Below are 14,141 nucleotides of genomic sequence, written 5' to 3' on the forward strand. Positions count from 1 at the left end.
GGCGAATGCCTAGTCGCTTGATGCATTATAAGCAGCATGGGCTTGTCTTGACACAACATTGGCGATTTTTTTATTCCAGCACAGCAGGACCACGAGTTTCCCCGCAATTTCGGAACATGCAAGCGCTTGAGATAACACCAACAAAAAAACAGACCGTTCAGGGATTCCCTGAAGGCCTGTTAAGGATCGTGTGTATGGAAGAGCCCATGGCATCATGGGATATTTCTTTGTGAAACTATATAACCATTAGTACATCTCGTTCTTTAAATACTCACGGACATTTCCCGCAAATTGCTCCAGCACATCAGGCAGAATCGGGGTTAAAGAATGAAGCGTATGCCTCTCCCAATCATAGTAGTCCTGCACGAGCGGTTTGCGTAATCGGACCAGCTCCAGCAGCACCTTATGAACTTCTTCGGGGAATACCTTTTCCTCATGATTAATATCCATGATATCTTCATAACTGCTGGCATCCCGCATAATAAATCCGTCAATCAAGTAGCTGCCGACATCCGTCACGACTTCGATCGCCAGATGAAGCGCACGCTCCTGAACCAACCCCAGCACCAGGCCTCCGTCCCATGATTGTGCCGCAGCACGCAACCCTTCCGCAATTTCAGGAATCGCGCTCAGCCGCCGTTCAATTTGTTCTTGATTTACATAATACACCGCAAATCTCCTCCAACCCGTTGTTGTAAGTCTATATCAATGCCTACACTTCAAAATCAACGCTAAGCGTATGATCTTTCACCGTATTGATGTATTGGATCACTTCCTGGTGAACAGGATGAACGGCATATGCTTGCAAATCTTCAAGATTGTCCACTTCAACGATCAATGCCAAGTCATATGAACGCTCCGAGCGAATTACATCTGCGCCCGCCTCAAGGGATCTAAGCATCGGAATCCTGCCATCCATATCGCGCAGCACCTGCACCGTCTTCTCAATATTCTCTGCGGATGAGTCCTTCAATTTAAAAAAAACAATATGTTTAATCATCGTCCGTTCCTCCATCTCTAGCATGTATGTAAATCTTTCGTATCTATCATACCCCGTTCGTCCGGAAAAAGAAATCGCTCCCACCAACATATCGGAAGATCGGCTGCGCCAGATCTAACCAAATAGGAGCACCGTCTGGCTTACACCAGAGCGTGCTCCTGAAATCAACACTCTATTTAAGGGAATAACGCTGAATCACGAACTTAATTGATTCAGCATGTTCTGGGCAATCCAGACGCCGGCGGCTCCTGCCTGAGCAAGCCCCCTGGTAATGCCCGCACCATCACCGCCACAATAAAGTCCCTTGATTTCCGTCTCGAAGGACTCCGTCAGCTTCGGTCTTGCGGAGTAGAACTTGGCCTCCACCCCGTAGAACAATGTGTGCTCCGACGCGATTCCCGGCGTGACTTTATCAAGCGCTTCGACCATCTCGATCAGGCTTTTCATGGTGTTGTACGGCAGCACCAAGCCAAGATCACCTGGAACGGCTTCCTTCAGCGTCGGCTCCAGAAACCCTTCGCGAATTCGGCCCTCGGTGGATCTCCGGCCGCGGAGCACGTCGCCGTATTTCTGTACAATAACCCCGCCGCTGGATAGGTCGTTAGCCCGCTTGCATATTTCACGCGCATATTCGTTCGGCTTGTCAAACGGCTCCGTAAACTTATGGGATACGAGCAGCGCAAAGTTCGTATTGGCTGATCCCAATGCCGGATCTTTATAAGAATGGCCATTGGCTGCCATAACCCCGCTATGGTTCTCAACCACAACATGACCGGAAGGATTGCTGCAGAACGTACGCACCCGGGTTCCCACCGAGGTGTTAAAGATGAATTTGCCTTCATACAAATGCTCATTGATCTCGCGCATGACCACATCCGAGGTTTCAACCCGAACGCCCACGTCCACCTGGTTATTATGCATTTTCAATCTGCGTTTTTTCAATACACTGGTCAACCAGGCAGAGCCGTCACGGCCAGGGGCGACCATCACCAAATTCGCCTCATGGACCTCCCCGCCTTTCATTGCGATGCCGGTAACGCGATGGGCTCCGTCTTCTTTGACGGTGACAATGTCCTCGACCTCCGCCCGAAAAGCCATATCAATTCTTGTCTTCAAATATTCATATATCGACTTCAGTATCTCCAAATTCTGCTCGGTTCCAAGATGTCTTACCTGAGCGCGAAGCAGCTTCAGGCCCGCTGCGTATCCACGCTGTTCAATATCCCGGATCGCATTTGTTGTCGGATCCGTGATGGCAGGTGTTGCTCCGTGCTCCAGATTGATGGCGTCCACATATTCGATGAGCTCCATGACTTTGGAGCCTGGCAAATAATCGGTCATCCAGCCACCAAACTCCGTGGTTATGTTGAATTTGCCGTCGCTGTATGCTCCTGCCCCGCCAAATCCGGCTGTAATCGAGCAAGCCGGCAAACAACCGGCAAATTCCTTACGTCCTACTGCCGGTGGACAGAGCTTAATCTTCTCCTCCAGGATCGGGCAGCTTCTCCGGTAAATATCATGTCCCTTGTCAACTAATAGCACCTTGCTGCCTGGTGACTTTAACGTCAGTTCATAACAAGCGAAAATACCGGCCGGACCGGCACCAACAACGATAACATCATATTTGCTCATCATATCCCCCTGTGTGTTTGACTGTCGCTTTGCGCACACCGCTTTTCGGGCACAAAAAAATCCTGCTCCGAATAGGTATGCTTGCGCATCCTATTCGTAGTCAGGAATTTAAGGTCCCTTGTAGAAACCCCTGAACCTTATTTTCAGGGATATACGAATAAGCATCTTTTTTTCTTCATCAACCATTGTTAATATAAAACGAATTCACGAATGAGTCAAGTGGTATTTCATGAATCGTTCGTGTTTAACTCCAATAAATCTCGTTTTAAACGCCAATCGCCCCTATATTATCCACCAAAAAGCGAACAATGCTTTATAATAATCAATCAAATGAGTAGGTCTATCGGACCAATACGTCCGACTTATAAATCAGGTAACAACGAAATGGAAACAATTGTTTTATGATTGGCTATTGAAAAGTGAGTGTCGAATATTGTAGTATTGTGTTAAAAAAAATCGGAGGAATTATGCCTACACAACTGCAGCAAGAAAAACACTCCATTGAGGCGTGGTCCCTGATCAATCGTAAATATTTGGGGAAAGGTGTGCGAGTCAAGCGCTTTCGCCGGCCGACCCGCTGCCAAATTCGCAACCGCGTCCTACTAGCCGTACTTATGGCCAACGATATCAAATTATCGCAATTGGCCGAGGAACTGGGAGTATCCTCTCGTAGTGTCAGCGCCTGGGTATATGAGGGACGCGTTCCCGGAAAAAACAACCTGGAGAGGGCCTGCGACTATTTGGGTTATCCCCGTCACATTCTCTTCAGGGAGGAACTGCTGGACAAGTCACCTTTAATCTGCCAGCCGGCACCTTCCCGCTTCATGAAACGCACCCTGACACGCTCACCCGTTAGCAATCGGATTCTGACAGGCCTGTGCATGGTTCATGACTTGTCGGTAAGCGATGTTAGCCGCTGGATCGGCGTACATCCTGGCACATTCCGCAAATGGCTGCACCAGGGCACCGTACCATCCGCAGCGTTCCAGGAAAAAGCGGAACAGTTCTTCCGGATCCCTAAATCTGTTCTATTTGCAGATTGCGCACTAAAGCAAAATTCATAATTAAAACTGCTGTTATAACGTAACCATACTTATGATTCCAACCAATGCTCAGCTTGCCGGGTCGATCCGGCTAAGCCGGGCTTGTTTTCTGTTATGGCATATTTCCAGACGATCAGGGAATACAAGTAACATTCCGTTCGCATCATCCAACAATTGAGGTGAGTGAGTATGAGGTTACGTCATAAGCAGATTGGCGCTGCACTGGGATTGCTCACCGGAACGACCATGGGAAGCGGTATTGGATTCCTGCTTGGTTGGCACTCCTTTAATCTGATCGTCCTGGTGGCCCTCTTCGGCTTATTCGGAGTTGCCGCTGGTCTATGGCTGGGCTCACGAATGATATTCAAAGAGCTGCCTTAATGAACGATATGATGTTTATCGTTCTGCCTCTTTCTTGCTGAGATTGGAGGCATAACCACAAAAAGAAGACCGGAGAGCTCCGGTCTTCTTTGTTATGAATCAGTTATGGGGTTTCGTGTTAACAACATACAACGATCCTGAAACAGCCTCTTCGTTCTTGGGAGCTCTGGCAGCTTCATCGGTGATAGCTCCCGTGGCAGGACTGCTGGCGGTCGTATCCGGTATATCCAGGTTGCTCCAGGTTTGGCCCCCGTCCTCGGTTTTGGCTTGCCCGCTGAATCCTGTTTCAGGTGAGATGAAATGAAGAAATCCGGCATTCGGCGTGCTTCCAATCCGAATCCACGTCTCACCGCCATCCGTTGTGCGGTACAGATCGTTATTCTCCATCACAGTCCAGGCCTGCTTGCCATTCAGTGCAAAGATTTGGCGTACGGTGCCTTTTGGCTGAGCCTGAACCTCCCATTCCGTGCCACCGTTATCACTAAAAGCAATCCAGCCTTCTCCACCAATCCAGCCCGAGTTATGATTAATGTGCCGGACCGCCGTCACATCTGCTAAATCCACATCGGGTTCAGCGGCCTGATTATCTGGAGTTACGTCCGTATCATTCTGTTCTGCGACCGCACCGCTTCCTGCGGCGTCGCTCCCTCCACCTAAATGATCTTCTGATCCGGAAGAGAGCTCTGTCTTCTGAGTATCCTCCTTCGAAGCTTCCACCGAGCGCTCAGCCACATACCCCTCATCCGATGGTTGACATCCAACAGACAAACTCACAGCTACGAGCATCAACAAAATAAAGCCCAGCCCTTTTCGAGGTTTTCTCACAGGATCACACCCCTTGTATTCAAAATAACCCGCCAGTGTCTTCTGCTAACAGGCCAAATATTATAAATCCACTCCATTCACCCTAAAGCTGAACGGTTCCTCCAGTTTAGTATAACGCGATTTCCACATGAAGAGGAACGAAAAAAGCTGTTCTTCAAGTTAAATTTCACTTGAAAAACAGCTTTGCTTCATAGATGCGGTCGAGAGGACTCGAACCTCCACGGGGGTTAGCCCACACGGACCTGAACCGTGCGCGTCTGCCAATTCCGCCACGACCGCATGTTATGTAAGTCGTGATCGAGTTGATCACCGTAATTAAGAGTATATAATGCACAAAGTTAAAAAGCAAGCATTTTTTTAAAAAAATTGTCGAAACCATCAGACTTCATATGGTTTCGACAGAACAGGTCTATTCTCAGATCGTCCATTGATCATGTATCACGCCAGATAACACCCAATCCTCCCCATATTGTTCAAATACAAGCCGGAGGCTTTCCCAATCCATCCCCGCATAATCAGGATGAACTCCTTCGTAATAATACTCGACGATGACAGCTGCCTTATACTGGCTGCTTGCATTATTCAGCGTATTTCCTTCGCTCTTGGATTGGTTGTAACCGATCCATGGCGCAGCGGCAAAATCAAGGGTATAGACGAATTTATGATAATAGCTCTCAAAATTCATGGAGATCGGTTCTCCGCTGCCATCATACTCGCCCCAGCGGTATAAGGTGTCGTGGTTAAATCCATTCCCCAGCTGCTGCTTGCTAAGTGTGACATCCTTCTGCCGATCAACATGCGCATAAGGGGAGAAGGTAATCCCGTTTGGATGAGCCAGCTCGGAAAGCTTCTCAAAATCCTTGTTTTTCAAAAGTGTTATCGCCTGATTACTCTTCTTGGACAGGGCAGCTTCTGCCTCCTTCGGTGTGAGCAGCGGATAGATCAACGCTTCTTTAACCTGGTTATTCCAGACAACCTTGCCTCCAAGACCCTCTGCCGAGAAGCGGAGCGGGATATAAACACGTCCCTCCTTGAGCAGAGGCGGGGCATCCAGAGTTACAGCTTTGCTGTCCTTAACGGCGTGATTCTGCCCCACGGTGTAGCTTGTCGTATGTTTACCATTACTCACAATGGCCGTCTGCTTGGCTTGATCCCAGCGAACTTCGGCTCCCATCGCTCTTGAAATGCCGCGGAAAGGCACCATCACCCTGCCGTTATGAATAAAGGGAGGTGATTCCAGCAGAAGCCGACCTCCATTCACTCGAACTTCGATAGGTCTGCCTGAGGATGTGTCCGCAGCCCAAACATCTCCTCCATATGACATGTAACCGGTTATCCCTATCACTGCCGTCATGATACCGGCCAGCAGCCTTCTCACGCCTTGACGTTTCTTCATCACAAGCTCTCCCTCCCCAAGCTAAAGTTCACTATCCATTTCCATTATAAAAGATCTATAACCCTTAGGCCCATCCATAAACGGCATATTCTTCTGTTCCTGTCGGTTCATATACGCCCCTTTTCATCGCTTGGTTCAATTGGATACAACTCTCCTTTGTATGTTTATTCAATAAACCCTTCATACTAATACAACGCTGTCATGGATTGGCAAGTCATAAACCATAGGAAATGCGAGGTAGTAACGATGTATATCAAAAAATATGCGATCACCCTGCTATTAGGTACTCTCTGCCTGTCTTATACCGTGCTTACAGATTGTCTGTTCGGGTTCCCATGGTACAACTTTATGATCAATTGGCAGTTTACTTTATTCTCCATCGTAGAGAAGCTGACGGTTACGGTGCTGCTATGCCTCCTGATCCTTCCTGATTGTTACCGAGCATTCAAAAATAAAAAGCCCCGTGATTCAAGCCAAAGTCCTGGAAACGCGGGACATGGTTCATGATCCGGAGCTAGAGTCGGACTTGGTCTTTCCCTTGGAGCTTGCTCTGCGAATCAAACCGATCACGACAAGCACCAAGGGTACAGCGATTGAAAATATAGGGAGAACCATATATAGATGCTGGCTTCCTTTCATGAGATGCTCACTATACGAACGTGCGAGAATCATCGAGTTTCCAAGCATGATTAAAGCGAAAGGATAGATCAATTTTTGATAGGGAATGTTGAACAGCTCGGATGCAGAGATCAATGCGGCATAATAATACAGACTTATTTTAAAAAACACACCAATAATCAGAACCATCACGATCAAAATTTCCGTCCGCTCAATGAACTCCGAAATATTGGCTTTTCCGACCATCGTCAGCAAAGGAAAAACCGAACGCTCCACAATGTTCTCGCCAAGGACGGAAATGGTAACGGCAGAGGTTAGCGCCAGCATCGTTCCGCTGAATAAAATAGCCCAATACCCCGCCTTGATCCCGCTCTTCCGCCGGCTCAGATGTGGAAGGAGAACTGTAGCAACAATCAGCTCCCCAAATGGGAAGTGCATATTTTTTTTCACTACGGATTGAATGATGGGTTGTACGCCGTTACCCAGAACAGGAAGCAAGCGATGGACTTCCACGATTGCGGAAAATACGATAACCAGGGCGCTGAATACGCTGATCAGCAGAACAATCGCCAAGAAAATCAAAGCGGTGCGTCCAAGCACCTCCATTCCTTGGTGCAGCACAAAAGCGACGGTCATCACCATGATCAAATTGACAACGAGGAGCGGGGTCTCCTTAAGGGCTGCCGATGCCATTACCAACAGCCCTCCATCTACGATATCTCTGGAGCCTGTATACAGGTAAAACACGCAGTATGATACTCCCACCAATCCCCCTAAATATTTCCCAAGCAATATTCGATAATAAACCGTCGGCAGATGATCAGGAAACATGGTGTACAAATAAACATTCAGCGAATACATCATCGTTCCGATCACCATGCCAATCAGCAGCCCAATCCAGGAATCCTTACCGGCCTGCAGTCCCATGTTCACGACAAGCGTCGTTCCGAACTGAAATAAAACCAGCAGCGAGAAGAACTGCAGCGGACTGATTTTCACCTTCACCTTTAAGCTCCCCTTTACTGGTTGTTCATGTTGTATTTAAAGGAGCGATCTCTCATCTGAGAGTTACGCACAACGGATTTCACATGATATTCCACTTCCAACTGCGGAAAGATCACATCCCATCGACCCTTCATTTTGTGCCAGGCTTCTGGTCTGGCGCGTTCTACCGTTTGACCGAATCCGAGGATATCACTATTCGCTTTCTGACACTTCTTCACGGCTGATTTCAGAATACGGCTCACCTCTTTGTTAGCAGCTGCTTCAAGCGTTCTCATCGAATTCGGATTCCGCAGATCGATGTCGCTTATCACTTCCCGGATCGAGAAATTAGGCTCGACGAATATGTGGATAACGGGTTGAAGCGGTCCTTTAAATTTCACTTCCAGCCGGGTCTTCGATCGCATGACATCCAATGCAATTTCGCCTTGTCCATGTTCAAGACTTATATTTAATGGCGTTGTATGCATTTTATCCTTGATCCACACGGTTCCCTTGCTCTCTTCCCTGGTCATCCAATCTTTAAGTTTGTCTCCTTTAAAAATAGCCAGATTGGAAATAACACCCAGGCCTGCACTCTTCGAACTTTCGAGATTGGATTTCTTTACGGCTTGCTGCTCATCTCCTTCGATCATGACGCCGTTAATGACAGGCCCGCCGCCGGGAACGAGCAGATCCCGAATGACATCGTCTACCTCAACACGGAAGTTCTCGCTTAACTGTCTTGAGGTTAACTCAATCTTCTGTACAAGCGCAAAAGCCGTAATCTTTCCGATAGGCGTCAGTACGGCAACCACGTCTTCTGCCTTTTGTCCTTCCGCGGCAACCAAAATTTCGGTTGTCAATCGAATATCGGAATCACGATCCAAATAATCGAATAGATCGATAATTCCGTTCCTGGCCACTTCGTCGGATATGACGATCAAACCCGTGTGGGCTAGCGACAGGATACGCGGCAATTTGCGGGACGTATTACGCATCGCTTCAACGATCGTTTTTCCGGATGACTTGTATATGGATGTAGGTGTCGCTCCCCTGCCTGTTTTGCCGGATATTTCATCCGCGATGATGGTCTGGAAGGAAATCATATATTGCTGCTCTTCTTCCTTCCAGTCAATGCCGATACCGGCGACAATGGCCCGCTTATTCAATTCAGTCGCATCCCAGCAGCCCGTTATCGTGCTCAGGCAGCAGCACAGGAGAATGCTAACCAACCATCTGAGTCTGAACATTTTCCGGCTACACCCCTAACGTTAATTACGATTGGACTCAACGGCCGGAACAGCCGTTTTCTGGTCCCCCGTATCACTGTTATCCCTTCCGGCACTCCGATTGTATAAACCGGATGATAGATTCCCGGCTTCCTGTGATGCGGCTTCCCCCGATGTACCTCGATTACTGCCCGAATGAGATGCGGACAAGGCTTCCGCTTGGAGCGATTTGAAAGGCATTCGGATGACAGCGTCTTTTTGATTCCGCAATCGAAAAGGACTGATCGGCGATAAATAGGGAACTCCGAACGAACGGAGACTATTCATATGGGCAACAAGGATGATTAATCCCAGCGTCAACCCGTAAAATCCGAACAAGCCGGCCAGTACCATAAAAGCGAACCGAATCAAGCGTCCGGCGATGGATAGGTTATAGGCCGGTATGGCAAAACTTGCAATACCGGTTAAAGCCACGACAATGACCATCGCTGGCGTAATCAGACCAGCTTCAACGACTGCCTGCCCCAGGATCAAAGCACCTACAACCGAGACGGTCTGTCCGATGGCTCTGGGCATCCTCACCCCGGCCTCACGCAGAATTTCAAATACGATTTCCATCAGCATCGCTTCGACAAAGGCGGGAAACGGCACCCCTTCCCGTTGAGCAACCAAACTGATCAGCAATAAGGTCGGCACCATTTCGTAATGAAAGGTGGTGAGGGCTATATAAACCGATGGGCCCAGGATCAGAATAATAAAACTGAGATAGCGGACAATCCGCATCACAATTGCAATATCAAATCGCTGTGCATAATCTTCGGGGGATTGGAAAAAGTGAACAAATACCGTTGGAAGGACCAGGACGAAGGGGGTACCATCAACCAGGACGATGATCCTGCCTTCCAGCAATTTACTGGCGGCATCGTCAGGACGCTCCGTATTATAGATCGTGGGAAAAGGGGTTACCGTTTTATCCTGAATAAATTCTTCGATATAAGCCGATTCCAGTATCCCTTCAATCTCGATATCATTCAGCCGTTCTTTAATCTCCTTTACAATCCCGGGATCTGCTTTTCCCTTCACATACATAAGAGCCACGTGGGTATGGGTTACGGATCCGATTTTCATGGTCTCCAGCCAGAGATCGGGGGATTTCAGCCTCCGCCGGATAAGGGATATGTTGGTAGCGATGGACTCCACGAAGCTATCCTTGGGTCCGCGAACTACAAGCTGGGAGGTCGGCTCGGTAACAGATCTCCATTCTCCGCCCTGCGTACCCGCTACGATGGCTTTCTCGGCACCTTCCAGCAGGATGGCCGTATCCCCTGACAGAATGGCCAACATCATGTCGTTCCATTCGGTCATTATTTTGGATTCGCCCATCGACAGCCCATCCTTCATGATGTTGTCCAGGTAGGCATCGGGCCCTTCACCCTTATATAAATCAGGGGTTAAACGCAGGAGAGAATCCATTACGAAATTGTTGACCATCTCAGGATCGCTGAGTCCGTTCAAATATACAATGGCACAGTTCTCCTCTGGCTCACCGCCCAGCTTCAAGCGGCGGGTAACAATATCCGGGCTGTCTCCGGACTCGGTCCGAATACGATCGAGCAGCTCTTCTATATGACCAGAAATCACGGATGACCCTGACTTCGAAGATACCACCTGCTCCTCTGATTTCTTTGCGGGAATCGAGCGGCGGTTTCGAGATCGGTAGCGTATCATGGTGTCGGTACCCCCATCCTTCAAAGCTCAAGTTAACTCCATTATTTGCTTTACATTCCTTTTTCATGCGAAAGATTAGAAAGAGGGATTGGGACGCTGTAAGAAGAATTGTCTAAACATGAAGATTACATTGTGTGGGGAGGTTTATAGTTGAAACGATACGTGCTGCCATTTATCATCCTGATCATGAGTCTGCTTTATATTTTCTTCATTCCGTCCGAGCCGTTGCTCGTGAAACTCCTGTTCAAGCTCATTCCGATGTGGCTCATCATCCTGTTTGCCTATCGGCAATTCCCGCCCCATACCTCTAAAGTTCACTATCTTCTGTTATCGGGACTGTTCTTCTGCATGATCGGTGACGGCACGCTCATCTGGTTTGTCGTGGGCCTTACCGCTTTTCTGATCGGTCATCTGTTCTATACAGCTGGCTTTCTGGGGCACTGGCGATATTCACTTCCCCGCCTCATCAGCATCGTACCGATTGCGGCCTATTCGGTATGGATGGGCATTCCATTGGTGTCCTCTCTCAAGTCAAACGGGGAGCAAGCTTTGATGATTCCCGTCATCGCTTATATCGCAGTCATTTCGTTCATGCTCTGGACAGCCATCATGACCGGGAATCGGTATGCGATGGTTGGAAGCCTGCTCTTTGTCATCTCGGACTCGATCTTGTCTTGGAACATGTTTGTTGCCGATATCCGCTATTCGAACGTCTGGATTATGACCACTTATTACGCGGCCCAATTCCTGATTGCCAGAAGCATCTCGGCTTTTGACAGTCCTCGAGTACAGGCCTTAGGAAGCTCGTCCTTGAATGCATCTGCCGCCCCATAGAAAACATAAGAAAAACGTCTATCGACGTACTTTTCAGTAGACAGACCGCACTTAGCGGAAGTTTTTCTTGCGGGATAAGGATGCTAAGCCTCGGATGTTTATACTTCCTTCTCTCGTAAAAAAGCCGAGCCCGGGTCCACCCGGGCTCAGCCCTGTACAACATCATGGTCCAATCATGGGGAGCTGATCATGTAACATTTTTGCTCATCAAACCATACAAGAAGTTCTTAATCCCGCCAGTTCATACGAACCTGCTTAATGCCCTCTACCTGCCACAACTGCTCGAATAATCCGTTAATTCCCTTGCTGTTAAAAGAATACACCCGGAATTCCATCGTCACCTTGGTCGAATCGTCTTCCGTCGTGTCATTATTCACGATCATGCCTTCCACCGTCATATTGGCCTTTTGCAGCAATTCGGTAATAGTACTCACATGAACCGGACGGTCTCCGGCCTCAATGATGATCTTCAAGCTGCCTGACTTTTTGATAAACAGAAATTTCGATTCCAATTTATTTAACACCAGCGTGCTGACCAGAACGATCGCCGTCGTTATGATCGCCGGCCAGTAAAAACCGGAGCCGACACTTAAACCGATAGCAGCCGCCACCCAAAGAGTTGCCGCCGTGGTAAGACCTGAAATGATATGATTGGAACGCCGCAATATAGCCCCGGCACCAAGGAAACCGATACCGCTTACAACTTGTGCCGCCAGCCGGGCAGGATCAAACCTCGCATTGGGATGATTAATCAGCGCAGAATCAAAACCGTAAATGGAAGTCAGCATAATCAGCGTTGATCCGACAGCCACCAAGAGATGGGTTTTTAAACCGGCCTGCTTATTTCTGCGTTCCCGCTCCCAACCGATTAAACCGCCAAGCAATGCAGCGAACAGCAGCCGCATCAGCATGGTTTGCGTATCCAGTTGAAACACATCCATTCCCTAATCTCCACCCATCTTTGTCATGTAAGGCGGCTCTTCGCTATACCATATGTTCATCCTGCCAGCGCCATAGCTCTTTGCTGGAGGTGGATATGCCAATTACACCGCTCTTCAAAGCCGTATCAAAATCCTCCAAATCGATCATGAGTCCTCCAGCGATGACGGGCACGTCCACTTCTGCACGAATCCGTTCCATGATCCGCTGACACACCATGCCCGGCAGCACTTCAATGGCATCCGGATTGGAGGCCTTAATCATCTTGATCCCGTTGTCCAGAGAAACGGAATCGAATACAAACAGACGCTGGACCGTCAACAAGCCCAGTTTCTTCGCTTCTACAATCGCCGTGTTTTTTGTCGTGACAATACCGTCGATGCCCACCTTTTCAGCTAAATACTTAACCCCCGTTTTGTCTTTACCGATCCCTTCAATCAGATCAAAATGCACAAACGAGAGTTTGCCCGCCTCCCGAATCTGTTCAACGATCGATTCGATGATAAAAATATCGGTTTTGAGAATAAACACGATATTCGATTCGGTCGCCAGTACAGCAGGGAGTTCATCGGCATTCATTAATGAAGTAATAATGGGCTTACGCTTCAAGCAATACGAAATTCGTTGTGCACCTTCAACACTGGTTTTCATGTCTTCACCTCGTTGCCGCCGCAACATCTCCAATTCTCCCGTTGCCCCGGCATATTTTTGTTCATGCTCATGACTTTGCTTCATCTGCCTGCTTCACGGCAGTACCGCTGAGATAAATATCGTAGACCGAATTCAATACATAGGTGGGCTTCACGCTGCTGTCCATCAGATCGTCCCTGCTCGATACGCCGGTCAGCACCATCGCCGTACTCATCCCTGCCTGATTTCCCATCTTGATATCCGTCTCCAGCCGATCCCCTGACATCAGACAATCTTCGGCCTTCACTCCCAAAATATCAAGAGCGGTCAATGCCGTCAAGACGGAGGGCTTGCCCATGACGGTTGTGATTGTAATGCCGGCGGTGCCTTCGATGGCACCGATCATGCCGCCGCAATCCGGGACATCGCCGCCAGGCATCGGACATGTTCGATCCGGGTGGGTGGCAATCACATCAGCGCCCCGTTTAATCGCCTGATATGCAAAATCCAGATGGCGGTAGTGAAAATCCCGGTCCCATGATACAACCACAACGTCGGTTTCCTCCGGCGATGAGGCGAATCGTATGCCATTGTCCAGCAGCTCATTCTTCAATATATCCTCGCCAATGACATACACGTTTGCGTCCGGATGATGCTTCTGAAGATAATGAATCGTAACGAGCGCAGGGTTCAATATGTTGTTCAGCTCAACTTGAATGCCAAGCTTCCTTAATTTCTTCAAATAGTTTTCCCTGGAATCTATCGTTTTGTTGGTCAAAAACAATAGTTTCTTACCCAGTCCCTGCAAATAATGAATGGTCTCCACCGCACCATCAATGGCCTCAGCCCCAAGATAAATCGTACCGTCCAAATCAAAAATATACCCTGAATAATGATCCATG

The 14,141-nt window shown here is 48.5% G+C and carries 15 protein-coding genes, 1 tRNA gene and 1 riboswitch; of the genes, 4 read left to right on the forward strand and 12 right to left on the reverse strand.

Annotation, left to right across the window (positions count from 1 at the left end; genetic code table 11):
• Nucleotides 1-246 precede the first annotated feature (246 nt).
• The 3 genes from BJP58_RS10800 to BJP58_RS10810 form a co-directional block, all read right to left on the reverse strand.
• Complete coding sequence (locus BJP58_RS10800) at nt 247-669, reverse strand: DUF86 domain-containing protein (RefSeq protein WP_194543912.1); 423 nt, start codon at nt 667-669, stop codon at nt 247-249.
• A 43-nt stretch (nt 670-712) separates the two neighbouring features.
• The gene (locus tag BJP58_RS10805) at nt 713-1,000 is read right to left on the reverse strand and encodes a Dabb family protein (RefSeq protein ID WP_194543913.1); all 288 of its coding nucleotides are present in this window, start codon (nt 998-1,000) and stop codon (nt 713-715) included.
• Between the two features lie 195 nt (nt 1,001-1,195).
• Nucleotides 1,196-2,632 carry an NAD(P)/FAD-dependent oxidoreductase gene (locus BJP58_RS10810; RefSeq protein ID WP_194544905.1) on the reverse strand — a complete coding sequence of 479 codons (1,437 nt, stop codon included), beginning with the start codon at nt 2,630-2,632 and terminating at the stop codon, nt 1,196-1,198.
• 77 nt (nt 2,633-2,709) lie between these two features.
• Nucleotides 2,710-2,809, reverse strand: a riboswitch (purine riboswitch).
• Nucleotides 2,810-3,099: 290 nt separating this feature from the next.
• On the opposite strand from BJP58_RS10810, the gene BJP58_RS10815 reads away from it, so the two are divergent.
• Nucleotides 3,100-3,696, forward strand: a complete 597-nt coding sequence (locus BJP58_RS10815; RefSeq protein ID WP_194543914.1) for a helix-turn-helix domain-containing protein — start codon at nt 3,100-3,102, stop codon at nt 3,694-3,696.
• A 168-nt stretch (nt 3,697-3,864) separates the two neighbouring features.
• Nucleotides 3,865-4,056, forward strand: coding sequence for a hypothetical protein (locus BJP58_RS10820; RefSeq protein WP_194543915.1), 192 nt, complete (start codon nt 3,865-3,867; stop codon nt 4,054-4,056).
• A 99-nt stretch (nt 4,057-4,155) separates the two neighbouring features.
• On the opposite strand, the gene BJP58_RS10825 is transcribed toward BJP58_RS10820, so the two are convergent.
• The 3 genes from BJP58_RS10825 to BJP58_RS10835 all read right to left on the reverse strand — a co-directional run bounded on the left by BJP58_RS10825 (nt 4,156) and on the right by BJP58_RS10835 (nt 6,277).
• Nucleotides 4,156-4,881 carry a WD40/YVTN/BNR-like repeat-containing protein gene (locus BJP58_RS10825; RefSeq protein ID WP_233355034.1) on the reverse strand — a complete coding sequence of 242 codons (726 nt, stop codon included), beginning with the start codon at nt 4,879-4,881 and terminating at the stop codon, nt 4,156-4,158.
• A 195-nt stretch (nt 4,882-5,076) separates the two neighbouring features.
• Nucleotides 5,077-5,160, reverse strand: a tRNA-Leu gene (locus BJP58_RS10830).
• A gap of 136 nt (nt 5,161-5,296) precedes the next feature.
• On the reverse strand, nt 5,297-6,277 hold the full coding sequence (locus BJP58_RS10835) for a copper amine oxidase N-terminal domain-containing protein (protein ID WP_194543916.1): 981 nt from the start codon (nt 6,275-6,277) through the stop codon (nt 5,297-5,299).
• Nucleotides 6,278-6,523: 246 nt separating this feature from the next.
• Between BJP58_RS10835 and BJP58_RS10840 the strand changes: the two genes are divergently transcribed.
• Nucleotides 6,524-6,784, forward strand: a complete 261-nt coding sequence (locus tag BJP58_RS10840; RefSeq protein ID WP_194543917.1) for a YczF family membrane protein — start codon at nt 6,524-6,526, stop codon at nt 6,782-6,784.
• Here the strand turns inward: BJP58_RS10840 and BJP58_RS10845 are convergent.
• Genes BJP58_RS10845 through BJP58_RS10855 form a run of 3 tightly spaced genes read right to left on the reverse strand, consistent with a single transcriptional unit; the run spans nt 6,779 to nt 10,836 of the window.
• A complete protein-coding gene (locus BJP58_RS10845; protein ID WP_194543918.1) occupies nt 6,779-7,900 on the reverse strand; it encodes a GerAB/ArcD/ProY family transporter in 1,122 nt (373 codons plus the stop codon). The two genes, BJP58_RS10840 and BJP58_RS10845, sit on opposite strands and share 6 nt — an antisense overlap.
• Before the next feature lie 14 nt (nt 7,901-7,914).
• The gene (locus BJP58_RS10850) at nt 7,915-9,129 is read right to left on the reverse strand and encodes a Ger(x)C family spore germination protein (RefSeq protein ID WP_194543919.1); all 1,215 of its coding nucleotides are present in this window, start codon (nt 9,127-9,129) and stop codon (nt 7,915-7,917) included.
• 21 nt (nt 9,130-9,150) lie between these two features.
• Nucleotides 9,151-10,836, reverse strand: a complete 1,686-nt coding sequence (locus BJP58_RS10855) for a spore germination protein (RefSeq protein WP_194543920.1) — start codon at nt 10,834-10,836, stop codon at nt 9,151-9,153.
• A 150-nt stretch (nt 10,837-10,986) separates the two neighbouring features.
• Between BJP58_RS10855 and BJP58_RS10860 the strand changes: the two genes are divergently transcribed.
• Nucleotides 10,987-11,670 (forward strand): lysoplasmalogenase, encoded by a 684-nt coding sequence (locus BJP58_RS10860; protein ID WP_194543921.1) that lies wholly within the window; start codon nt 10,987-10,989, stop codon nt 11,668-11,670.
• Nucleotides 11,671-11,897: 227 nt separating this feature from the next.
• Here the strand turns inward: BJP58_RS10860 and BJP58_RS10865 are convergent, their stop codons facing one another.
• From BJP58_RS10865 to BJP58_RS10875, 3 genes are all read right to left on the reverse strand, one after another.
• On the reverse strand, nt 11,898-12,611 hold the full coding sequence (locus tag BJP58_RS10865) for an MgtC/SapB family protein (RefSeq protein ID WP_071223150.1): 714 nt from the start codon (nt 12,609-12,611) through the stop codon (nt 11,898-11,900).
• 43 nt (nt 12,612-12,654) lie between these two features.
• Complete coding sequence (locus tag BJP58_RS10870) at nt 12,655-13,260, reverse strand: glycerol-3-phosphate responsive antiterminator (RefSeq protein WP_071223375.1); 606 nt, start codon at nt 13,258-13,260, stop codon at nt 12,655-12,657.
• 67 nt (nt 13,261-13,327) lie between these two features.
• Nucleotides 13,328-14,140: an HAD-IIA family hydrolase gene (locus BJP58_RS10875; protein ID WP_194543923.1), complete on the reverse strand. Its 813-nt coding sequence runs from the start codon at nt 14,138-14,140 to the stop codon at nt 13,328-13,330.
• Between the last annotated feature and the right edge of the window lies 1 nt (nt 14,141).

Origin of the sequence: Paenibacillus sp. JZ16 (assembly GCF_015326965.1) — a bacterium.
Taxonomy (GTDB): domain Bacteria; phylum Bacillota; class Bacilli; order Paenibacillales; family Paenibacillaceae; genus Paenibacillus_AQ.